Origin of the sequence: Sphingobacterium sp. 1.A.4 (assembly GCF_002734245.1) — a bacterium.
Classification (GTDB): domain Bacteria; phylum Bacteroidota; class Bacteroidia; order Sphingobacteriales; family Sphingobacteriaceae; genus Sphingobacterium; species Sphingobacterium tenebrionis.
The window spans coordinates 12,293-33,247 of record NZ_PEAZ01000062.1 but is presented as its reverse complement, the minus strand read 5'-3'; the positions used below and the strand labels follow the sequence as shown (position 1 = coordinate 33,247).

20 protein-coding genes are annotated in these 20,955 nt (G+C 42.5%); 9 read left to right on the top strand and 11 right to left on the bottom strand.

The genetic code is table 11. The annotated features are described in order from the left end of the window. The coding region (locus CRJ00_RS10545; protein WP_099366836.1) for an IS110 family transposase at positions 1-930 on the top strand (930 nt) is incomplete at its 5' end. Between the two features lie 272 nt (positions 931-1,202). Here CRJ00_RS10545 and CRJ00_RS10540 read toward each other — a convergent pair. The 8 genes from CRJ00_RS10540 to CRJ00_RS10505 form a co-directional block, all read right to left on the bottom strand. Continuing rightward, entirely contained in the window at positions 1,203-1,772 is a 570-nt protein-coding gene (locus CRJ00_RS10540; protein ID WP_099366835.1) for a nitroreductase family protein, read from the bottom strand. Between the two features lie 71 nt (positions 1,773-1,843). Then, entirely contained in the window at positions 1,844-3,097 is a 1,254-nt protein-coding gene (gene pepT / locus CRJ00_RS10535) for a peptidase T (RefSeq protein WP_099366834.1), read from the bottom strand. A 31-nt stretch (positions 3,098-3,128) separates the two neighbouring features. After that, the gene (locus tag CRJ00_RS10530) at positions 3,129-3,929 is read right to left on the bottom strand and encodes a DUF4197 domain-containing protein (RefSeq protein WP_099366833.1); all 801 of its coding nucleotides are present in this window, start codon (positions 3,927-3,929) and stop codon (positions 3,129-3,131) included. Between the two features lie 25 nt (positions 3,930-3,954). After that, the gene (locus CRJ00_RS10525) at positions 3,955-4,797 is read right to left on the bottom strand and encodes an endonuclease/exonuclease/phosphatase family protein (protein ID WP_099366832.1); all 843 of its coding nucleotides are present in this window, start codon (positions 4,795-4,797) and stop codon (positions 3,955-3,957) included. A gap of 1 nt (position 4,798) precedes the next feature. Further along, positions 4,799-5,560, bottom strand: coding sequence for a glycerophosphodiester phosphodiesterase (locus CRJ00_RS10520; RefSeq protein ID WP_099366831.1), 762 nt, complete (start codon positions 5,558-5,560; stop codon positions 4,799-4,801). Positions 5,561-5,571: 11 nt separating this feature from the next. Next, entirely contained in the window at positions 5,572-6,423 is an 852-nt protein-coding gene (locus tag CRJ00_RS10515) for a phosphodiester glycosidase family protein (protein WP_099366830.1), read from the bottom strand. A 57-nt stretch (positions 6,424-6,480) separates the two neighbouring features. After that, the gene (locus CRJ00_RS10510) at positions 6,481-7,152 is read right to left on the bottom strand and encodes an HD domain-containing protein (RefSeq protein ID WP_099366838.1); all 672 of its coding nucleotides are present in this window, start codon (positions 7,150-7,152) and stop codon (positions 6,481-6,483) included. After that, positions 7,133-8,293: a THUMP domain-containing class I SAM-dependent RNA methyltransferase gene (locus CRJ00_RS10505; RefSeq protein WP_099366829.1), complete on the bottom strand. Its 1,161-nt coding sequence runs from the start codon at positions 8,291-8,293 to the stop codon at positions 7,133-7,135. The genes CRJ00_RS10510 and CRJ00_RS10505 overlap by 20 nt, the downstream gene beginning before the upstream one ends. 65 nt (positions 8,294-8,358) lie before the next feature. On the opposite strand from CRJ00_RS10505, the gene CRJ00_RS10500 reads away from it, so the two are divergent. Further along, complete coding sequence (locus CRJ00_RS10500; protein WP_099366828.1) at positions 8,359-8,733, top strand: DUF3127 domain-containing protein; 375 nt, start codon at positions 8,359-8,361, stop codon at positions 8,731-8,733. A 70-nt stretch (positions 8,734-8,803) separates the two neighbouring features. On the opposite strand, the gene CRJ00_RS10495 is transcribed toward CRJ00_RS10500, so the two are convergent. Next, positions 8,804-9,766, bottom strand: a complete 963-nt coding sequence (locus tag CRJ00_RS10495; RefSeq protein ID WP_099366827.1) for an isopenicillin N synthase family dioxygenase — start codon at positions 9,764-9,766, stop codon at positions 8,804-8,806. Between the two features lie 288 nt (positions 9,767-10,054). Between CRJ00_RS10495 and CRJ00_RS10490 the strand changes: the two genes are divergently transcribed. The 5 genes from CRJ00_RS10490 (at position 10,055) to CRJ00_RS10470 (ending at position 16,654) form a co-directional block, all read left to right on the top strand. After that, a complete protein-coding gene (locus tag CRJ00_RS10490; RefSeq protein ID WP_099366826.1) occupies positions 10,055-10,501 on the top strand; it encodes a MarR family winged helix-turn-helix transcriptional regulator in 447 nt (148 codons plus the stop codon). A gap of 22 nt (positions 10,502-10,523) precedes the next feature. Next, positions 10,524-12,950 (top strand): 3-hydroxyacyl-CoA dehydrogenase/enoyl-CoA hydratase family protein, encoded by a 2,427-nt coding sequence (locus CRJ00_RS10485; RefSeq protein ID WP_099366825.1) that lies wholly within the window; start codon positions 10,524-10,526, stop codon positions 12,948-12,950. Between the two features lie 224 nt (positions 12,951-13,174). Continuing rightward, positions 13,175-13,537: a four helix bundle protein gene (locus tag CRJ00_RS10480; RefSeq protein ID WP_099366824.1), complete on the top strand. Its 363-nt coding sequence runs from the start codon at positions 13,175-13,177 to the stop codon at positions 13,535-13,537. A gap of 78 nt (positions 13,538-13,615) precedes the next feature. Next, positions 13,616-14,788 carry an acetyl-CoA C-acyltransferase gene (locus CRJ00_RS10475; RefSeq protein ID WP_099366823.1) on the top strand — a complete coding sequence of 391 codons (1,173 nt, stop codon included), beginning with the start codon at positions 13,616-13,618 and terminating at the stop codon, positions 14,786-14,788. Between the two features lie 72 nt (positions 14,789-14,860). Then, positions 14,861-16,654, top strand: coding sequence for an acyl-CoA dehydrogenase family protein (locus CRJ00_RS10470; protein ID WP_099366822.1), 1,794 nt, complete (start codon positions 14,861-14,863; stop codon positions 16,652-16,654). 367 nt (positions 16,655-17,021) lie between these two features. Here CRJ00_RS10470 and CRJ00_RS10465 read toward each other — a convergent pair whose 3' ends face one another. After that, positions 17,022-17,831 carry a helix-turn-helix domain-containing protein gene (locus tag CRJ00_RS10465; RefSeq protein ID WP_099366821.1) on the bottom strand — a complete coding sequence of 270 codons (810 nt, stop codon included), beginning with the start codon at positions 17,829-17,831 and terminating at the stop codon, positions 17,022-17,024. A 214-nt stretch (positions 17,832-18,045) separates the two neighbouring features. Here CRJ00_RS10465 and CRJ00_RS10460 point away from each other — a divergent pair, with 214 nt between their 5' ends. Both CRJ00_RS10460 and CRJ00_RS10455 read left to right on the top strand, forming a co-directional pair. After that, positions 18,046-18,813 (top strand): LuxR C-terminal-related transcriptional regulator, encoded by a 768-nt coding sequence (locus CRJ00_RS10460; RefSeq protein ID WP_099366820.1) that lies wholly within the window; start codon positions 18,046-18,048, stop codon positions 18,811-18,813. Between the two features lie 112 nt (positions 18,814-18,925). Further along, on the top strand, positions 18,926-19,705 hold the full coding sequence (locus tag CRJ00_RS10455) for a LuxR C-terminal-related transcriptional regulator (protein ID WP_099366819.1): 780 nt from the start codon (positions 18,926-18,928) through the stop codon (positions 19,703-19,705). On the opposite strand, the gene CRJ00_RS10450 is transcribed toward CRJ00_RS10455, so the two are convergent. Next, entirely contained in the window at positions 19,702-20,955 is a 1,254-nt protein-coding gene (locus CRJ00_RS10450) for a YeiH family protein (protein ID WP_099366818.1), read from the bottom strand. The genes CRJ00_RS10455 and CRJ00_RS10450 overlap by 4 nt on opposite strands.

The following is a 20,955-nucleotide window of genomic DNA, read 5'->3' as shown; positions in this document are numbered from 1 at the left end:
TGTTCAAAGGATTATTTTGACATTTCTGTCCAATCGGGACAGAAAGAGGTTTTTAAGGGTCGTTTCAGTAACGACGAAGCGGGTTTTGTGGAGGCCCTGGGCCACATGCACGGCAGCCATATAGCGATGGAGGCCACCGGTCCCTATTACTTCCGGCTGGCAAAGTTCCTCTGGGAGAGGGATGAACGGGTCTCGGTCATCAACCCCCTTGTCATCAGGCGTTTTTCCCAGATGACCCTGGCCAGGACCAAGACCGACAGGAAGGATGCCCAGCTCATCGCCAAGTTCACCAGCATGACCGAACCTGCCCAATGGAGGCTGCCGGAGGAACATGTGCTGAGGATCAGGAACCTGGAAGGCTATATCAAGGGACAGAAGGAATGCAGGACCATGCTAACGAACAGGCTCCATGCATATGAACATGCGGGGACACTGGACCCCTCGCTCAGGAAGACCATGGAGGAAGGGATCAAACGTTATGATCAGGACATCAATGAACATGAAAGGCAGGTCCAGCAGATCATCATGGAGAATTACGGGGAACTCAATGCGAACCTGCGGAGCATACCCGGAATAGGGCCACGCAGCGCAGCACTGCTTATCATCCTGACGGACGGTTTCAGTCGGTTCGAGGGGCACAGGCAGCTGATATCCTATTTCGGACTGGCGCCCAGGATATTCGAGTCCGGCAGCAGTGTAAGGGGAAAGGGACATATCTGCAAGATGGGGATGGGCCAGGTCAGAAAGGTGCTGTACATGGCGGCAATATCCGCCATCAGGAGCAACACCGCCTGCAGTGAGCTTTATGGGAGGTTGATGGAAAAAGGAAAGCCATACAAGGTCGCAATCATAGCAGTGGTGAACAAACTGATCAAACAGGCATTCGCCATCGCAAAATCTGGAAAGGGCTACATCGCAAAAGCGGCCTAATCAGAATATTATTTGGAGAAAATTTAATTTATTATTTGGATATATACACAGTTCATTGCGAGGAACGAAGCAATCTTTATCCTGTCATCCTGAGCGTAGTCGAAGGATCTGTACGATAGTATACGAACAGATGGTTCGACTACGCTCACCATGACAAAGGCTAGAAGATTGCTTCGTCATACCTCCTCGCAATGACGAAGAAGCTGGCAATGACGGAGTGGCTCGCAAACGAAATAGCCATCATTGATTGGATTATTCCAATCATTAACCCCTTACTCTTCCCAGCGGATTTTCTCTTCGATCGGTCCTCTTACCGGTTCTCTAGGCTCAGACTCGTGATGTCCAACATAGAAAAACCCGATACATCTCTGATTAGGCTCCAGATTCAAGAAAGGACCAATATGATTGATCAATCCTGGCGTCGCCCAATAACCACCCAATCCCAAAGATCCGGCAGCTAACCACATGTTCTCCACTGCAGCGGCAGTAGCAGCAATCTCTTCCCATTCCGGAACATCACCGGTAAAATTCACCACAATAGCAATCGCCACATTCGAATCCGTAGCTTTCTTAGCCATGTTCTGTTCCGTTTGTTCCGTATATTTCTCCGCAGGAGTTACCGACTTATAAATCCTCGCCAATTCACTTCCCAAACGGTTCAATCCTTCCCCACGAAAAACCACAAAGCGCCAAGGCTGCGTACGTTTATGGGTTGGAGCTGCATTGGCAGCCTCTAAAATGGTTAATATATCTTCACGGCTAACTTCCTCATTCGTAAAATTTGCCTGAAAAACAGATCTACGAAATTGAATCGCCTTTAAAATTTCATTTTGTTGCATCATATTAATTTTATTAATTAAGAAACTTACTCTTAATAGTATTTGATTAAGAAAATACTCTTAATAGTTATTGATTAAGAAACCTCTTCCCATAAAGCCACGATATGCAAAATGGTCAACACCGCTTTCTGCATATCTTGAACCGATACCCATTCTTGTTTACCATGAAATGCATGTCCACCAGCAAAGATATTAGGACATGGTAGCCCCATGAAAGATAACCTTGAACCATCCGTACCACCACGGATACTTCTTTTCTCCGCCTTCATGCCGGCGCGTTCGATACCCATTAAAGCAATATCAACCACACGAGGATGCTGATCCAATACTTCCTTCATATTGCGGTACTGTTCATTCACCTCAAAGGTAAATTTTGCCTGCGGATATTTAACTAAAACCGATTTTACGATTTCTTCTAACTCCGCTTCATGCTTCGCTAAATTTGCGGTATCATGATCACGGATAATAAATCCTAAGCTAGCTTCTTCCACCGTTCCGCTCAAATTGGTTGGATGAACAAATCCATCTTTCCCAGAAGTGGTCTCCGGAGATAAGCGATCCTTCGGTAAAGATTCCACGATCTCAGCAGCAATTTTTAGCGCAGAAACCATCTTATTCTTAGCATATCCCGGGTGGATCGAAACACCGTCGATTTTTATCTTTACCCCATCAGCAGAGAATGTCTCATCTTCCAGGGTTCCGGCACGCTCGCCATCCATCGTATAACCATAATCAGCACCAAGCTTCTTCAGATCTGCATGGTCTACTCCCCTTCCGATTTCCTCATCAGGTGTAAACAATATCTTGATATCCCCGTGCTTGATTTCCGGGTTTGCCATCAGGATGCGAGCAGCATCCATGATCTCCGCCACACCGGCTTTATCATCAGCTCCCAACAAAGTTTTACCAGAAGCGGTAATGATATCATTACCGATCTGCTCCTTTAAATCCGGATGCTCTGAAAAACGGATCACTACATTTTCATCATCTGGCAATACCAGATCCTGACCTTGATAATTCGCATGAACCAACGGCTTTACATCCGTACCGGACGAATCAGGCGAAGTATCTACATGCGAACAGAAACAGATTACTGGAACCTTTTTATCGGTATTGGAAGGTATAGTGGCATATACATAACCCAAATCGTCCAAATGCGCATCGGTTATACCCAATTGCAGCAATTCTTCAACCAATAGCCTGCTTAGATTTTTTTGCTTTTCTGTAGAAGGTACTGTAGTGGATTGTGCATCCGATTGGGTATCTATCTGCACATATCTTTTAAAATTTTCAGCTACCTGAAAATCATTAATATTATTAATTTCCATGAAACAAATCTACGAATTAATACCTGAAAGCTTACTGCTTATCTGCCCAGCCAAATACACGTTGCAAAATATTGGAATCCCTAGCTCCGCCAATATTCTGTCTGATCTTCAATTCCTGATCCGCCACCTTCACAAATAGCCCATCAATGGCTTTTTGAGTTACATAAGCAGTCAGATTTGTTTCAATCTTTTTGCCCAAAGGCAATTGGTTATAAGCAGAAGTCAATTGCGTCCAATATTGGGTCACATTATTTTTGCCCATTGCTGATTCGATGATCGGACTGAAGCGAGCGGTCAATTCCTGTGTAGTGCTGTTCCGAAAGAAAGTCGTCGCAGCATCCTGCTTTCCACTCAACAAAATATTGAAAGCATCGTTAATGGTCATTCTGGATAAGGAATTGATGAACACCGAAGAAGCCTCTTTCACGGCAGATTCTGCTGCACGGTTCATGCTAGTGATGAATTGGTCGCAAAGACTACCCATACCTACAGCGCGCAAAGCTGATTCCACCTTTTTAGCCTCATCCGGCATCAAGATCCTAACCACTTGATCACCTAAGAAACCATCTTTTTTAGAAAGGATGGAAATACTTTGTTGAAGGCCATTATTCAATGCCTGCTTCACTCCGGAGGTTGCTTCCGCCTGCGTGATGGTACCGGTAGAAGTTGAACCTGTCGACGTAGAACCTGAAGTACCTGTGGTTCCGGTTCCTGTTGAGCCTGTTCCTTGAGGAGGCAATCCAAATCCACCTTGATTTAACGTATCACAACCGGAAAAAAACAGCGTTGTGCTGCATATCCCCAATATTCCTAATTTTTTCAATTGATTCATAAGATCAAAAGTAATAAAAAGCTTATTATTTTGACCAGATCAATTCTGCAAATACCGGAAAATGGTCTGATGGAAATTTATGCATATAGGTATCGGTTAAAATACCATATTTATGAACCTTGAATGGAGGGGTAATGAATATATGATCTATCCTACCCTTAGGCTTCAACGATTTTGACCACCCATTGAAACTGGAATTTGGTTCATATTTGATCGCTGCCAGGTCGTAGACATCCTTTACCACCCCACTATTTGCCAAGGTAAAATAGGCTTCGTTCTTCTCGTCAATATTAAAATCGCCCGTCAGGATCAACGGAAGATCCTTTGCGAATTCCTTTGCTTTTGCCAAGATCAATTTCGCACTCTCTCTTCGTGCTTTCACGCCTACGTGATCAAAATGGGTATTCATGAAGATGAATTTCTTCTTGTTTTTCAGGTCTTGGAAGATCCCCCAAGTACAGATCCTTGGCAAAGCCGCGTCCCATCCCTTATTGGGTTTGCTGGTTTCTGTAGGCGAAAGCCAAAAGGTGCCACTATTGATCACCTTAAACCTCTTGCTGTTGTAGAAAATCGCCGAATACTCTCCTTTCTCTGCGCCATCATCACGTCCCACCCCAATACTCTTAAAGCCGGGAAGAGCAGCCGACATATCGTCCATCTGCACTTTGAAGGCCTCTTGGACGCCAAAGATGTCGAACTCATGGAATTTGATCAGATCGGTTACCGCATGCTTCCGGTCATCCCACATATTCCCTACATCCGAAGTATTTTTCTGACGGATATTAAAGCTGGCCACATTCATGCTTGTCTGGGCAAAACCAGACAAGCTAATAGCCAATATCCCTAAAAACAAGAGTAATTTTTTCATCTTATTTATTTAAAATGGATTTCAATAATTCCGGTTGATCCGTCGTGATATAATCAATCTTCTCCTTAATAAAAAGATTCATATCCTCTTCCGAATTCACCGTCCAAACGTTTGTTTTCAGTTTTAATGCTTTGAATTCCTTGATCCAGGTTGGGTTCTTTTTGAACACATTGAAATGATAATCCACGCCTGATAATTTTGCTGCTTTAACCTCTGCCGGAGTTTTATCCCCATTCAAGTAATGCACCAGGGCTTTTTTGTTCAAGGATTTCAGCTTCAAACATGCGTCCCAATCAAAGGCGATGTATTCCACCATCTTCTCTGCTTTCATCTTTTTAACAGCTGCAATCGAAAGTTCAGCGGCTTTCAATGTTCTTTCCTTGCTTACACGGCTTGTTTTCAATTCGTAGATCAATTTGGTCACTTTTTGATCCATTCCTGCTTTTAGGTATTCTTCCACAGTAGGGATTTTCTCGCCATTTGGATGTGCTTTAGCCAATAATTCTTGGTAAGTACTTTCTTCAATCTCAATTCCATAGAAATCGTGGTCATGGTTTACAACCAGTACATCATCTTTGGTAAGATGAACATCAAACTCCGATCCCCATACTTTCTGATCGATGGCAGCTTTTAGGGAAGCCAGGGAGTTCTGCGGGGCATTGGTGTTTTTCCAAGCTCCACGATGGGCGATGATAGCGGTCTGTGCCGATAATCCAGTGTGGATCAATAAGGTCATAAGGGCAATTAATACGGTGTTTCTCATTACTGTTATAATTATTTAATATAGATGATATTTGCTACAGAACGTTGACCTTCGTGGTCAAATTTTTTATTATCCGAAGGATAGTTTACAATATGGTTTGGGGTTGCTCCCTTTACATACATGGTTGTACTGCCACCACCATCCAGGTTCATGGCATCTTTTGCACCCAACCAAGCCATAACGCTTGCCAATTCTGGAAGGGACATGCCGTAGGATTGATTGCTTCTGCCATCAACCACCAATAAAATTAATTTATTTTTCTGAGTAATCGCAACGGCAGTCCGTGGATGGCGATTGGTATTGAAGGGATTATTTCCGAGGGGGATGATCTGTTGATCCTGAATCAACAAAGGACCAGCCACCATTACATTGGCGGCTTTGGAAGTAACGGGGTCAATATCCATAGCTGAGGCAATCTGAACCTTTTTTCCATCTAGCGTCAGGACGGCTGTTGCTCTACCGGCAATCTTGCCCCCTAGGTTGACGATCTGGTTATTCACGCGAATATAATCCACTGCACCACCATTCTTCATATCGAAAAACCCAGCATTGATGGCTGCCAAAGCATCATTCTCTTCGGCAAACACACTGGTTTTCTTTAAGATTTTAGGGTCTGCCGCAAAATGAACCTTCTTGGCATGTTTTTTTAAATCGATTTCTATCCAATTGATTTCCTGCTGGGCATTAAATAGATTGGAAAAATGGCCTTGGTGCCAGGTAATACCTTTTTTGATTTCCTTACTGTTCCATTTTGCTTGTACTATGGCTAAGGAGTCCGGGTTCTGCGCAGAAGCATTCAGATGCAAGAAGCAAGTGAATACTGCAACGAGGAGGCTTAGGTTTTGGAGATTTCGTTGAAGCATGTTTATTGTTAACAAGTTCCACGAATTTACCCATTTATTATTAACAAAACATTAAACTTATCGTTCTCCGTTCCATTCGCCATAAAATTGTTGCAAAAACTCTTCCATGTGCTCATGTCGACCCTTTGCGATCAACTTGGCTGCATCCGTATTCATTTTATCCTTCAACAAAAGCAATTTCTCGTAAAAATGATTGATGGTTGGAGCCGTGGTATTTTTATAGGCTTCCTTGGATTGATTCTCCAGCGCAGGTATTTCGGGATTGTAGATCTCCCGATTCTTATATCCCCCATAATTGAATGCACGGGCAATTCCGATCGCACCGATCGCATCCAAACGGTCAGCATCCTGTACCACTTCCAATTCCTTGGAATGGAACTTGACCTCACCCAGCGATGCCTTAAAAGACATGTTCAAAATAATGTTTTGCACATGTTCAATGACTTCCTGTTCCGTTCCTACAGCTGCCAAAAATTCTCCAGCTATTCGAGGACCAACACTTTCATCACCGCCATGAAATTTACTATCCGCTATATCATGAAGCAAGGCCGTCAGCTCACACACGAAAGGATCAGCCTCTTCGGTTTGAAGAATCAGTTTGCAATTGTTCCAAACTCGTAGAATATGCCACCAATCATGTCCAGATTCTGCATCCTTTAAGCGATCCTGGACAAATGCTGCTGTCTTTTCAATAATCTCTTGCTGTTCCTTAGTCTTTACTGCCTTCATATAATTCATATTGCAATAAGCGACAGTCCAGTTTACCATTGAAGAATTCAAAACGACGGGAAGCACGCAATCCAATCTTTTTAGCAAGATCAGGGTTTCCGGTAAACACATAACCCCTATAGCCCTGGCATTCCTTTTTCAGGAAATCCCCGATACGGGCGTAGGTCATCTCCAGTTTACTATGCGTGCCTAAGCGCTCGCCGTATTCCGGATTGAACATGATGACGCCCTGACCAACAGGAATAGTCGTCTCAGCAAAGTCGCAGACTTCAAATTTAATCAGATGTTCTACCCCAGCAGTCCTGGCATTCAATTTTGCAATTTCAATGGCTTCGGAAGAAATATCAGAAGCAATGATTTCTGGCAGGTTGGTTTTTTCGGTAATATCTTTTAGGATGCGGCGCTCATTAAAGAACACCTCCTCATCATAACCTTTAAAGTGCATAAAGGAATAATTCATGCGAAGAAGCCCCGGTTTTCTGGTCTGTGCCATCAGGGCAGCCTCGATCGCTAAGGTTCCAGAACCACACATCGGATTGACAAAAGGCGATCTCCGATTCCATTGGGTAGCCAGGATGGTCGCACTTGCCAAGGCTTCCAACATAGGCGCTTTTCCAGGATGTTTTCTATAGCTGTGTTTGGCCAAGGTTTCACCCGAAGTATCCAAAAATATCTCGGCGCGATCTTCCATCCAATGCAGGTGAATCACCGCACGATTTAGATCAGGACCTGAATTAGGGCGCATGCCTTTTTTATCCTTGATCCGATCGACAATAGCGTCCTTCACTTTCACATTAGCGAATAAAGGAGTGGTGATCGTTTCGTTGTGCACATTGGATGTTACGGAGAAGTAACCATCCAATGGAAGGTAATCCTCCCAAGGAATCTGCACCAGATTTTTATAAAGCTCATTCGCATCCTTCGCACGGAAAGCCTTCAATTCGTAATACACCTGGCTTGCAATATGCAAATTCAGGTTCAGTTTTATACACTCATTTACAGAGGCATACAATTCTACCCCGGTATTAAAACTACGCTTTATATCAAATCCTAATTCGCGGACTTCCTGTTCTAAAAATGGAGATAAACGTCGGTTACATGTGACGATTACCTTACTTCTGCTGTTGAAAACTTCTGCCATATTTCTGCAAAGTTACTTATTCTGTAAGCAAAAAATGTTTAATTTTACGGTTTAATAAATTTGATATGGAAATAAGAGGAAAAGTACATGAAGTAGGTGCGATTCAACAAGTAACTGAATCCTTCAAAAAGAGAGATTTAATTGTTGCCTATGCAGAAAACCCACAATTCGTAGAATATATTCGTTTTGAAGCAACACAAGATCGTGTAAACATTTTTGACAACCTATCGGTAGGGGATGATATTGAAGTATCTTTTAACCTTCGTGGTCGTCCATGGACAAACAAAGAAGGAGTTACTACGTACTTCAACTCTTTGGTTGCTTGGCGTGTCACCAAATTAGCAAATACGGCAGCAGCAGCTCCAGCACCTGGATATGCAGATATGCCGCCAGTAGATATCAGCTCAAGTGGTGCTGACGATGATGATTTGCCATTCTAAGCATATAAGCTGAAAAGCACAACAACATAAAAAAAGGGGATTTAAATCCCCTTTTTTTATGTTCAAATTTTTACATTTTCAAACCAATCTCCCTTAATCGTTCATCCAAATACTGGCCTGCTGTATAATCCTTGTATGCTTTCGGATGTTCCGCATCCACACAAGAATCCAAAGAAGCAAGACTCATACTCGATTTTGGATGTAAAAAGAAAGGTACCGAATACCTGGAAGTCTTCATTAACTCACGTGGTGGGTTTACCACACGGTGCGTCGTTGATTTTAACTTATTGTTCGTCAAGCGCTGCAACATATCGCCCACGTTCACCACAATGTCCTCCCCTTTTGCTTTGATGGCAAACCACTCGTTATCTTTCGTCAATACCTCTAATCCATCGGCAGAAGCACCGATCAACAAGGTGATCAAATTGATATCCTCATGCGCACCAGCCCTAACCGCATCATCAGGAATAGTTTCCGGATTTTCGATCGGGAAATAATGTATCGCACGTAAAATAGAGTTTCCATTGTGAACAAATGGCTCGAAATAATCCTCTGGTAGTGATAAATAGGTCGCGATTGCCTTTAAGATGTTTCTTCCTGCATCTTCCAATTTTTGGTAGATCTCTCCCGTCACCTGATCGAAGGCCGGTAATTCCGCCACTTTCGGATTGTCTGGAAAATCGGTTTTCGAATATTCCTCATCCGTAATGGTCTGTCCTCGCTGCCAAAACTCTTTCAAATCTGGTGTCTTCGAATCCTTTGCCTTCTCACGTCCTTTGGCCGTATAACCGCGTTGTCCTGCCAACTCCGGAAATTCATAATTCCGCTTGGTATCTTCCGGAAGATCAAAAAATGCTTTAACGGTTTTATATAGCTCATCAATCAATTCTGCCGATAGACCATGATTCGCAATAGTCACGAATCCAGTCTCATTGAATGCTTTTCCAATATCTTGGACAAATTGATTTCTTTTGGCCTCATCTCCAGCTGTATAATGCTGTAGATCTAATCTAGGAATGTTTACTAATGCCATGTTTATTTTGTTTATACAAAGTTAACGGATAAATAACACAGAAGAGCCTGACCTGTTCAGAACCCTAACTACAATAACTATATTTCACTGAAAACCAACATTTAAAGTTATTAACAATTCAACTATTATCCATCTTGAACCTGTCCCAACCCATCTTTTAATTCATTTATGTCAAGGATTTATTAAAAATTCACAAAAAGTTTGAATTATCAATCCAATCTATTAAATTTGTTATGCATGCATAATAAATAAGCAGCATACATACTACAAGATAAGAATAACCGAAATATGAGCCAAGACAATACGATCGATTACTTTCTAAAGACGGCGTGGCAAACTGTAGCGAACAAATACAATGTTATTGCTTCACAACATGGGTTCACCCAAGCTGCTGGTTATATTTTGATCAATATCCACCGCGACGGTACGCCTGTTTCGCAGATCGCGAATTCTACTGGCGTTAAAACCACATCCCTTTCCCGCGTGCTGAACAACCTGGAAGGTTTAGGGTTCATTTATAGGGAAACCAGCGATACGGATAAGCGTTCGGTAAAAGTATACCTGACAGAGCTGGGCCGGGAGAAACGGAAGATCGCCAAGGATGTCGTTCGGGAATTCAACGATTTCCTGAACAATTCTTTCAGCGAGAAGGAACGCGCCTTGATGACCAAGATGTTGGTAAAGATCAGTGAATTGGCTACAAATTATTCACCAGTGGTTCAGATAGAACCCTAATAACATAGAAAAATCAGAAGATATGAATAGAAATATTAAAAAAGTTGCTGTATTGGGATCTGGAGTTATGGGATCCCGAATTGCTTGCCACTTTGCTAATATCGGTGTAGAGGTATTGTTGATGGACATTGTTCCGAAGGAATTGCTTCCTGCGGAACAGGCCAAGGGATTGACCTTGGAAAGTCCAGCCGTCCGCAACAGGATTGTCAATCAATCCTTGGATACAGCGATCAAATCCAATCCGGCACCATTATTCAGCAAATCATACGCAAAGCGCATCACAACTGGAAATTTTGATGACGATATGGCGAAGATTGCCCATGTAGATTGGGTGATCGAAGTCGTTGTAGAACGATTGGATATTAAAAAATCCGTTTTTGACCGTGTGGAGGAATTCCGTAAACCCGGAACATTAATTACCTCCAACACCTCAGGGATTCCTATCCATTTGATGAACGAAGGTCGGTCAGAAGATTTTAAAGCCCATTTCTGTGGCACCCACTTCTTCAACCCGCCACGATACCTGCAATTATTGGAAATCATCCCTACCCCAGATACGAAGAAAGAGGTGGTTGATTTCTTGATGCATTATGGTGATCATATGTTGGGTAAGACCGTCGTTCTTTGTAAGGATACACCGGCCTTCATCGGTAACCGCATCGGGGTTTATTCCATGTTGGCAGTTACCCATTTGGTGGATAAGTTGGACCTTACGGTAGAAGAGGTAGATAAATATACCGGTCCTGCAATGGGCCACCCGAAATCAGCGACCTTCCGTACGGCGGATGTGGTTGGTTTGGATACCTTGGTGAATGTAGCCAAAGGATTGGAGCAGAATGCGTCTCATGATGAGGCTAAAGGAGTTTTCCAACTGCCGGAGTTCATCAGCAAAATGGTGGAGAACAAATGGTTGGGCGAGAAAACCAAGAAAGGGTTCTATGAAAAGGTGAAAGATGCCAAAGGAGGTTCAGAAATCCTTTCCTTGAACCTGAAAACATTGGAATATGGTCCACAGGCGAAAGTTAAATCCAGCACTCTGGAGGCGACAAAAGCAGTAGAAGATATCCGCAAGCGGATGAAGGTATATGAACAGGGAACCGATAAGGCGGCTACCCTATTCCGCGCCATGCATTATCCCTTGTTCGAATATGTATCCAACAGGGTGCCGGAAATTACGGATGATTTCTTCCGTATTGACGATGCAATGCGTGCCGGTTTCGGATGGGAAATTGGTCCTTTCGAAGTGTGGGACGCACTTGGCGTTAAAGAGACGATCGAAAAGATCAAAACCGAAGAGAAAAGACTTCCTGGACAAACTGGAGAAGTGGCTTCTTGGGTACATGAGATGTTGGATGCAGGCCATGACAGCTTCTATAAAGTTGAAAATGGCGTTCGTCATTATTACGATATCGCATCCAAATCCTATAAACCGATTCCAGGTACGGAAGAAATTATTGTTTTGGACCATATCCGGGAGTCGAAAACCATTTGGAAGAATTCCGGTGTTTCCATCATCGATTTAGGCGATGGCATCATCAACTGTGAATTTCACACCAAAATGAACACGATTGGTGGCGATGTGATCCAAGGCTTGAACAAAGCGATCGATCTTGCCGAGAAGGAATACCGTGGATTGGTCATTTCCAATGATGGTAAGAATTTCTCTGCCGGAGCAAACATCGGTATGATCTTTATGATGGCGGTAGAACAGGATTATGATGAATTGAATATGGCGGTTCGCATGTTCCAAAATACATCGATGCGGATTCGTTATTCTGCCATTCCAGTGGTTGTTGCTCCATTCCAAATGGCCTTAGGTGGCGGTTGTGAATTCTCCATGCATGCCGACTTTGTACAGTGCCATGCCGAAACTTATATGGGATTGGTGGAGTTTGGTGTAGGTGTCATCCCAGGTGGTGGTGGATCAAAGGAGTTTGCGCTTAGGGCATCCGATGATTACCGTCCAGATCAGATCGACCAAAACTATTTCCGCGAGCGTTTCTTAACAATCGGTCAAGCGAAAGTTTCCACCTCAGCGGTTGAAGCCTACGAATTAGGCTATCTGCAACAGGGTAAATACGCCATCACGATGAATCGCGCAAGGTTATTGGCCGATGCGAAAGCAAAAGCGATCGAACTGGCAGAAGCAGGTTATGTACAACCGATCCAACGTACCGACATCAAAGCCTTAGGCAATACTGCCCTGGGATTGGTCTACGTAGGCGCATCCTCCATGGAGGCCGGTCACTACATCTCCGAACACGACAAGAAGATTTCCGAAAAACTAGGTTATGTCATGGCTGGCGGAGACATCTCCCAACCAACCGAGGTATCCGAACAATACCTCCTAGACCTCGAACGCAAGGCTTTCATCGAGCTCTGCGCCGAACGGAAAACTTTGGAAAGAATACAGCATATGTTGACGACGGGGAAGCCGCTTCGAAATTAATTAAAGTATTTAGTAGTTAGTAGTTAGTATTTAGACCTGTGATGGCTAAATAGATTGGACTAGGATATTGGTAGCGAGACGAGATTAAATTTAGGATAACGAAACGAGAGTAAATTTAATGGTTTGTTATTGATAGGTGACATAAGGGTTAATTTTCATCCATTATTTTATGTTCCGAGGGTTCACAGGCTGACACGAAAACTAACACTAAATACTTTGGAAGAATGCATGATTATAAGAAATTATTGGTTTGGCAAAAAGCGATAACCTTTGTTTCGGAGGTCTATAAAATTACTGCTGCATACCCCAAGATTGAACAATTCAATTTGGTAAGTCAGATAAACAGAGCAGCAGTTTCCATTCCTTCAAATATTGCAGAAGGCGCTGGAAGGAATTCCGACAAAGAATTCATCAATTTTTTAGCAATATCCCATGCATCAGCATATGAAGTAGAAACACAATTAATAATATCAAGAAATTTAGGTTATTTAGCAGATTTAGACTTACAACACTTGCTTCACCAAGTAGAAGAAATCCAAAAAATGAATTTCTCCCTACAGCAAAAGTTACGGAACAACAAGCGTTAAAAAGGAAAGAAGTTACGAAACAAGAAAAGCAACCCTTCGGTCTAACTACTAAATACTCACTACTAAATACTTAACAAAATGGAAGCATACATCATAGCAGGTTATCGCACGGCGGTGGCGAAGGCACCAAGAGGGGGTTTTCGGTTTACTCGTGCGGATGATTTGGCATCAACGGTGATCAAGCATTTGGTTGCATCGGTGCCAAGCTTAAATAAAGAAGATATTGACGATGTGATCGTCGGGAATGCAATGCCGGAGGCGGAGCAGGGTTTGAATATGGGACGTTTCATTTCCTTGATGGGATTGGATACGGACAAGGTACCAGGGCTTACGGTAAATAGATACTGTGCGTCCGGGTTAGAGACCATTGCCACTGCAGTAGCAAAAATCAAATCAGGAATGGCAGATGTGATTATTGCTGGTGGTGTGGAAGTGATGTCGGGCATGCCGTTCGGAGGTTGGAAGATCGTTCCTAATCCAACGGTGGCTAAGGAGCATCCGGACTGGTATTGGGGTATGGGATTAACGGCAGAAGCGGTGGCTAAAGACTACCATGTTTCGAGAGAAGATCAGGATAAGTTTGCCTTGAAATCCAATCAAAAGGCGGTGGAGGCAATTAAGAATGGTCATTTAAAGGATGGTATTGTGCCGATCACGGTAAAGGAAAATTACATTAAGGATGGCAAGATCGCTATGCGTGAATATGTGGTGGATACGGATGAGGGACCTCGCGCAGATACTTCCTTGGAGGCATTGGCAAATTTAAAACCGGTTTTTGATGCAAAAGGATCTGTAACAGCGGGTAACTCTTCCCAAACATCAGATGGTGCCGCTTTTGTTTTGGTGGTATCCGAAAAGAAAATGAAGGAACTCAACCTAACTCCTGTTGCCAAATTGCTGAGCTATGCTGTTGCTGGTGTACCTCCGAGAATTATGGGTATCGGCCCTATCTATGCGATTCCAAAAGCATTGGAAATGGCGGGATTGAAAAAAGAAGATATTGATTTGTTCGAACTGAACGAGGCCTTTGCCTCCCAGTCTTTAGCTGTGATCCGTGAATTGGGATTGGATGAAGAGAAGGTCAATGTCAATGGCGGTGCGATTGCATTGGGACACCCACTGGGTTGTACCGGTGCTAAATTAACCGTACAGGTTTTGAATGAACTTAAGCGTAGAAATAAAAAATACGGCATGGTAACCATGTGTGTTGGAACTGGCCAAGGTGCTGCAGGAATTTTTGAATTGCTATAGAGAGTCAATTTAAAGCAATAGAATTTTATACAACTAGAGCAGCCATATTTTAAATAATAAAAAAATATAATCATGAGCGAGGAAGTAAAAAACAAAGCAATAAAAGGTGGAGAATTCGTTATCAGGGAGACTTCTTACCAGGATATCTTTATCCCTGAAGAATTCGACGAGGAAGCAAGGATGATCCGTCAGACCTGTCTGGATTTTCTGGATACCGAAGTATTGAACAATTTGGAGCGTATTGATGCCCAAGAAGAAGGGCTGATGGAAAACCTAATGGATAAAGCGGGAGAGTTGGGTATGTTGGGTGTGTCCATTCCGGAGGAATATGGTGGTTTCGGAAAGAATTTCAATACATCTATGTTGGTGGCTGATGCCGTAGGTGGAGGTTTCTCCTTTGCGGTGGCCCTATCGGCACATACCGGAATCGGAACCCTGCCAATCCTATATTATGGAAATGCAGAACAGAAAGCCAAATACATCCCTAAATTGGGATCAGGTGAGTGGAAAGCATCTTACTGTTTAACGGAGCCTAACGCGGGTTCAGATGCCAATTCCGGAAGAACTTCTGCCAAGCTAAATGCTGAAGGAACCCATTACCTGATCAATGGCCAGAAAATGTGGATCACCAATGGTGGCTTTGCGGATATCTTCATCGTATTTGCTAAAATAGATGACGATAAAAATCTGACCGCATTCATCGTGGAGAAAGATTTCGGTGGAATTACCATGAACCCTGAAGAACATAAATTAGGGATCAAGGGATCATCTACCCGTCAGATCTTCTTCAATGATTGTCCGGTTCCTGTAGAGAACATGCTATCTGAACGCGAGAATGGATTTAAGATCGCGGTAAACATCCTGAACATCGGCCGTATCAAATTAGGTGCTGCAACTATCGGTTCTTCACGTTCTGTGTTGGATACAGCGATCAATTATGCGAACGAGCGTGTACAGTTCAACCTGCCGATATCGAAGTTCGGAGCGATCCGTTATAAACTGGCAGAGATGGCTACCCGTTTATTTGCTACGGAATCTGCAGCCTACCGTGCCGGTCAGAATATCGATGATGCTTACGATGCATTGATTGCTGGCGGAATGGATGAAGCAAAAGCCAAGCTGAAATCGGTGGAACAATTTGCCATCGAATGTGCCATCATCAAGGTATGGTGTTCAGAAATGTTGGATTATACGGTAGATGAAGGTGTTCAGATCTATGGTGGTATGGGTTATTCGGCCGATGCGCCAATGGAAAGAGCATACAGGGATTCGCGTATCAATCGGATTTTTGAAGGTACGAATGAAGTAAACCGTCTTTTGGTGGTTGATATGTTATTGAAACGTGCGATGAAAGGGGAGATTGATTTGATGGGTCCTGCGCAGGCGGTAGCAAATGAGTTGATGTCCATTCCTGATTTTGGTGAGGAGGATGATGCACCATTCGCTGCGGAGAAAAAAATCATTGCGAATCTTAAGAAGGCAGGATTGATGATTGCAGGTTCTGCGGTTCAGAAACTGATGATGTCTTTGGCAAAAGAACAGGAGATTTTGATGAATATTGCTGATATTATTGGTTATGTGTATGTAGCGGAATCGGTATTGTTACGTGCTGAGAAACTACAGCATACCGTAGGGGGAGAGAAGGCGGCATATGCAGCTGATATGGCAAAGATCTATTTATATTCAGCGATCGATAAAGTGAATGTAGCGGGTAAAGAAGCGTTGTATTCCTTTGCTGAAGGCGATGAACTGAACATGATGTTGGTTGGCTTACGTAGATTTACCAAGGCTGCGCCTTTCAATGTGAAAGATGCGAGACAGCGGATCGCTAAGAAATTAATTGAAGAAAATAAATACTGTTTTTAAGTATTAGGTTATACGGTATTTAAGTTTTAGGTTGATAATTTAAGTATTAGGTTGATTATGAAAATGGGTTATCTGAAAAGATAGCCCTTTTTTTCCCCGTCATTGCGAGGAACGAAGCAATCTTCGAACTTTGTCATCCTGAGCGGAGTCGAAGGATCTGTACGGTTGCATACGAACAGATGCTTCGACTCCGCTCAGCATGACATGCGGGAAGATTGCTTCGGTCCGATGACGGGAAGATTGCTTTGTCGTGCCTCCTCGCAATGACGTATGGCTCATTATGACGGAAATATCTCGCGATGACAGGGAAAGTCTAACATCTATAATCTATTATCTAACATCTATCATCTATCATCTAAAATCTACCCTAAAGCCACCCCTCCACCAGCGCCTTTTTCACCACCTCCGTCATATTACTGCATTCCATTTTCCGAAGTATATTCTTCCGATGCGTCCTCACAGTATGCTCACTAATAAAAAGTTGATCTGCGATCAATTTACTATCCATACCCTTTGCAATCAATTCCAACACCCGCATTTCACCTTTAGAAACAGCACTTTGAAAACAATCGCTATAATCGTTCTTATCGAAAAGGGAGATTTTCTTCGGGTGTTCCAGATCGGAACTATCAATAATATAATGGGAATACTGCCTACTCGGCTGAAGATCACTAATATCCGAATAGATATTAAGCATATATATCGGTTCCATATGTTCATTGAACAACACAGGAATACTTTGGGCCAAGACAAAAAGCTTCCGACCATCTTTGCAAATCAAATCCAATGTACGATTAACCTTGATATATGGCCTCCTTTCTGGCTCCTGTGCATACAAATATTTAAAATATTTGGTCCCTCCTCTTGTTGCTCTAATCGTATCCTTCAGATGATGAATACTCAACATCAAGGTATAGCCTCTTTTGATGACCTCCTCCTTGGTATAACCGGTAAACTGCTCGATAGGTCCGCCCGCATCAATAACCGTTAGGGTACTGATATCAGCCAAGGAATAGAAATAGGTATCAAAAGCATGGAAAACCCGAAGGTAATTATTTAGGTCGAATTCTTTCTTCCTTTGCAAAGCCTCCGCTTTCCCCAAGGATTTTTGCGAATACAGACTGAACTCCTGAAAGGATTGGGAAATTTTTCGGAACAGGAAATTATCGAGCTTCATGTCCTAAAATAAATTATTTTTATAAAAATTTCATATACCCAAATTGGGGTATTTTTCAAATTTTAATCCCCTATAAACAAGAATATTTAACATATTTAGAATTATCCTAACTTATAAAACATGGATTTTGAGCAATGGTTAATTCATTGATATTTTTTATAATTTAGCTCTACCAAAGAATTAACTGACGTAGAATTTCTATTTATCCAATAACATGGAACGGAAAAAACATATACTTTCCGATGCTTGGGAAAATTTCGACCAGCATCTATCCGCCTCCAATGAAATCATGAATCACCCTGATCTGACCATGTTCCTGTCGGAAATTCTTTCTATTGGCCCTTACTATTATTATACATTTGATGTTCTTTCCGTCGAATTAAAACAGGTCCATCCCAACGTATTACGGATACATGGTTTTAAGAAAATTCCCACATCTTTAACCCAGATCATTGAGCTGATTCACCCGGATGATATCGAATTTGTGATCTTAGCAGAAAAACTGATCCTGAACAAATTATTGACCATCAACAATGGAGATTTCCTCCATAACAAAATGAGCTATTCCTTCCGGATGAGGGTGGCCGATGGCAGTTACCATCTTTTCCTACATCAAGCGGTCCATTTAGTGCTCGATGAGGAACAAAAAATCAAGATTGCCTTAAACATACACACCGATATTGAACACATCACCCAGCTCAATTCAGGATTAGTGCATATACAGAGCAACAATAAAATCAATAAGCACCTGCAGTTCGACCCTTACGAGGAAGAAGCACAGGTTCCAAAACCAAAACTCAGCCGACGGGAAATGCAGATTCTTCCGCTGATTGCCAAAGGCTCTTCCAGCAAACAGATTGCAGCGCAACTGTTTATTTCAGAAGATACCGTTCGGGTTCATCGTAAGAACATCCTCAAAAAAACAAATACCAACAGCAGCCATTTGCTCATTAAAAAATGCTTGGAATGGGGGATTCTTTAATTTTTTAATGATCTATTTGCAAAATACCTCGATTGAGGTATTTTCTGGATATGCTTTTATTCCTAACATTGGATAAGCTACAGAAAGCAGCAAGAAAACCAACTAATTATTAATGATCATGGATGAAAATGAAAATAGATTGGCTTTAATTTGGGAGAAATTCCCGGAATTATTTGCTCATCGATCCAATGAAATTGATTCCGATACCATCATCAAGATGCTGTCGGAGATGTTGGTCATTGGCGACTACTATTATTATGTTCTTGAAATTGCCAATCAATCCCTTTCCCATGTCCATTCTAGCCTTTGCCAGTTGCATGGCTTAACAGAAAGCCCTACTCATATCCAAAATATCGTAGATATCATCCATCCCGATGATGTATCCTATGTGCTGAAAGCGGAGGAAGTCTGCAATCAAAAAATCACGAAACTGATCAGCAATAGCAACCAATACAAATCCTGTTATTGTTTTCGGATGAAAATGCAGGATGGGACCTACAAACTATTCCATCATCAGGCCATTCCTGTGAGCATGGATGCAGAGGGGAAGATCATTAGCGTGCTGAATATCCATACCAATATCGAACACATCAGTAAAAAGAACAGCTATGTGGCCCATGTGATCGGTCTGAATGGAATTGATGAATTTTACCAATTTGAACTGTCCAAGAAAATTGCCCAGGAAAGAAAACATAAAAACCCACTTACAATCCGCGAATTGGATATTTTGAACTACATCGCCAAAGGATATTCCAGTATTAAGATCGCCCAGCAATTGGGCATTTCTGATCAGACCGTCCGGGTACACCGCAAGAACATGCTCAAAAAGACCCAAACCTTCAACAGCAGTAGCCTAATCAAGCATTGTGTGGAGATGGGTTGGCTGGTTTAATTGAACAAAGCCAATGCAATGATCAATGTGACCAAAATATTAAAAGTCTGTGCAATGATGAATGCATAAAAAGGCTTCTTGTTATCCTGTTTAAACAGATCCTTAAAATTGGTTTCCAATCCGATGGATGTAAAGGCCAGAGCAAACCATAATCCCTGTAAACTCTTCAAACTATCCTTAATCTGACTGGTCGTTTCTGCCGGAATCACAAAGGAGAACAAGAGCGAAACCGCAACAAATCCAACCACGAATTTTGGGAACCTATCCCAGATCAATCTTAACGTTGGCTTATCCTTCTTCGTTTCATCATCAACCGATTTGGAATAGGTCCAATAGATACTGATGAAAAAAGCCGCTATCCCCAATAAAACGTTCTGGGAGAATTTTACGATCGTACTGATCTTTAAGGCTTCTTCGCCCACCAAAGATCCAGAGGCCACTACTGCCCCGGTCGTATCGATACTACCACCCAACCAGGCTCCAGTAACCTCTTGGGAAAGGTTCAGCCATTGCGCAATGTAAGGCATGAAGATCATCATCGGTATAGCCGTGATCAACACTAGGGAGATCACATAGGATAATTTCTTATTATCACCTTTGATGGCACCTGAAGTCGCAATAGCGGCCGATACTCCACAGATGGATACTGCACTGGACAGCATCAAGGACATTTCTTTATCGATTTTTAATTTGCGGCAAACCCAATAGGCAAAATACCATACGGAAACCACTACCAATAAGGCTTGGATCAAACCCAAGGAACCTGCCTTTAGGATATCGCCGAAAATCACGGTCGTACCAAGCAATACCAAACCGATCTTCACATATAGTTCCGTGCTCAAGGCATTTTTGAACCATTCCGGAAGCTTGAAGCAATTACTGATGATCAGACCGATGGCAAGACTGAAAATAACAGCCTCCAGGTTATATTCTTTGATGGTCGAATTACCTGCCAAAACCAAAGCCACAAGGGTGAGTACAAATACCGTTGGAAAGACGATCAATAAAGCCTTCAGGTTCTTCTTTAAGAGAATGGCTCCTAAAATGGCGACTGCATAGATCAACCCAAATTGGGAAGCCATGCTCAACAGGTTATTTCCGGAAAAAACCTTTTGGGTCAACTCCGAAGAATCCGCCCAACTGAAACTTGGTTTTGGAACAACGATACCAAATAAGGCCAAGGCTATAATAGCAAAACCCAAGATAACAACTACCCAATCTTCCGAGAGTTCAAATGATTTTCTTTCCAT

Excerpts from the sequence above, each read along its gene's own strand:
- CRJ00_RS10495 (WP_099366827.1), bottom strand. The coding sequence starts at position 9,766 with ATGGCATTAGTAAACATTCCTAGATTAGATCTACAGCATTATACAGCT.
- CRJ00_RS10505 (WP_099366829.1), bottom strand. The coding sequence starts at position 8,293 with ATGGCAGAAGTTTTCAACAGCAGAAGTAAGGTAATCGTCACATGTAAC.
- pepT (WP_099366834.1), bottom strand. The coding sequence starts at position 3,097 with ATGGAAATTAATAATATTAATGATTTTCAGGTAGCTGAAAATTTTAAA.
- CRJ00_RS10540 (WP_099366835.1), bottom strand. The coding sequence starts at position 1,772 with ATGATGCAACAAAATGAAATTTTAAAGGCGATTCAATTTCGTAGATCT.
- CRJ00_RS10490 (WP_099366826.1), top strand. The coding sequence starts at position 10,055 with ATGAGCCAAGACAATACGATCGATTACTTTCTAAAGACGGCGTGGCAA.
- CRJ00_RS10485 (WP_099366825.1), top strand. The coding sequence starts at position 10,524 with ATGAATAGAAATATTAAAAAAGTTGCTGTATTGGGATCTGGAGTTATG.
- CRJ00_RS10510 (WP_099366838.1), bottom strand. The coding sequence starts at position 7,152 with ATGAAGGCAGTAAAGACTAAGGAACAGCAAGAGATTATTGAAAAGACA.
- CRJ00_RS10475 (WP_099366823.1), top strand. The coding sequence starts at position 13,616 with ATGGAAGCATACATCATAGCAGGTTATCGCACGGCGGTGGCGAAGGCA.
- CRJ00_RS10455 (WP_099366819.1), top strand. The coding sequence starts at position 18,926 with ATGATCATGGATGAAAATGAAAATAGATTGGCTTTAATTTGGGAGAAA.
- CRJ00_RS10470 (WP_099366822.1), top strand. The coding sequence starts at position 14,861 with ATGAGCGAGGAAGTAAAAAACAAAGCAATAAAAGGTGGAGAATTCGTT.
- CRJ00_RS10515 (WP_099366830.1), bottom strand. The coding sequence starts at position 6,423 with ATGCTTCAACGAAATCTCCAAAACCTAAGCCTCCTCGTTGCAGTATTC.
- CRJ00_RS10480 (WP_099366824.1), top strand. The coding sequence starts at position 13,175 with ATGCATGATTATAAGAAATTATTGGTTTGGCAAAAAGCGATAACCTTT.
- CRJ00_RS10450 (WP_099366818.1), bottom strand. The coding sequence starts at position 20,955 with ATGGAAAGAAAATCATTTGAACTCTCGGAAGATTGGGTAGTTGTTATC.
- CRJ00_RS10520 (WP_099366831.1), bottom strand. The coding sequence starts at position 5,560 with ATGAGAAACACCGTATTAATTGCCCTTATGACCTTATTGATCCACACT.
- CRJ00_RS10530 (WP_099366833.1), bottom strand. The coding sequence starts at position 3,929 with ATGAATCAATTGAAAAAATTAGGAATATTGGGGATATGCAGCACAACG.
- CRJ00_RS10460 (WP_099366820.1), top strand. The coding sequence starts at position 18,046 with ATGGAACGGAAAAAACATATACTTTCCGATGCTTGGGAAAATTTCGAC.
- CRJ00_RS10465 (WP_099366821.1), bottom strand. The coding sequence starts at position 17,831 with ATGAAGCTCGATAATTTCCTGTTCCGAAAAATTTCCCAATCCTTTCAG.
- CRJ00_RS10525 (WP_099366832.1), bottom strand. The coding sequence starts at position 4,797 with ATGAAAAAATTACTCTTGTTTTTAGGGATATTGGCTATTAGCTTGTCT.
- CRJ00_RS10500 (WP_099366828.1), top strand. The coding sequence starts at position 8,359 with ATGGAAATAAGAGGAAAAGTACATGAAGTAGGTGCGATTCAACAAGTA.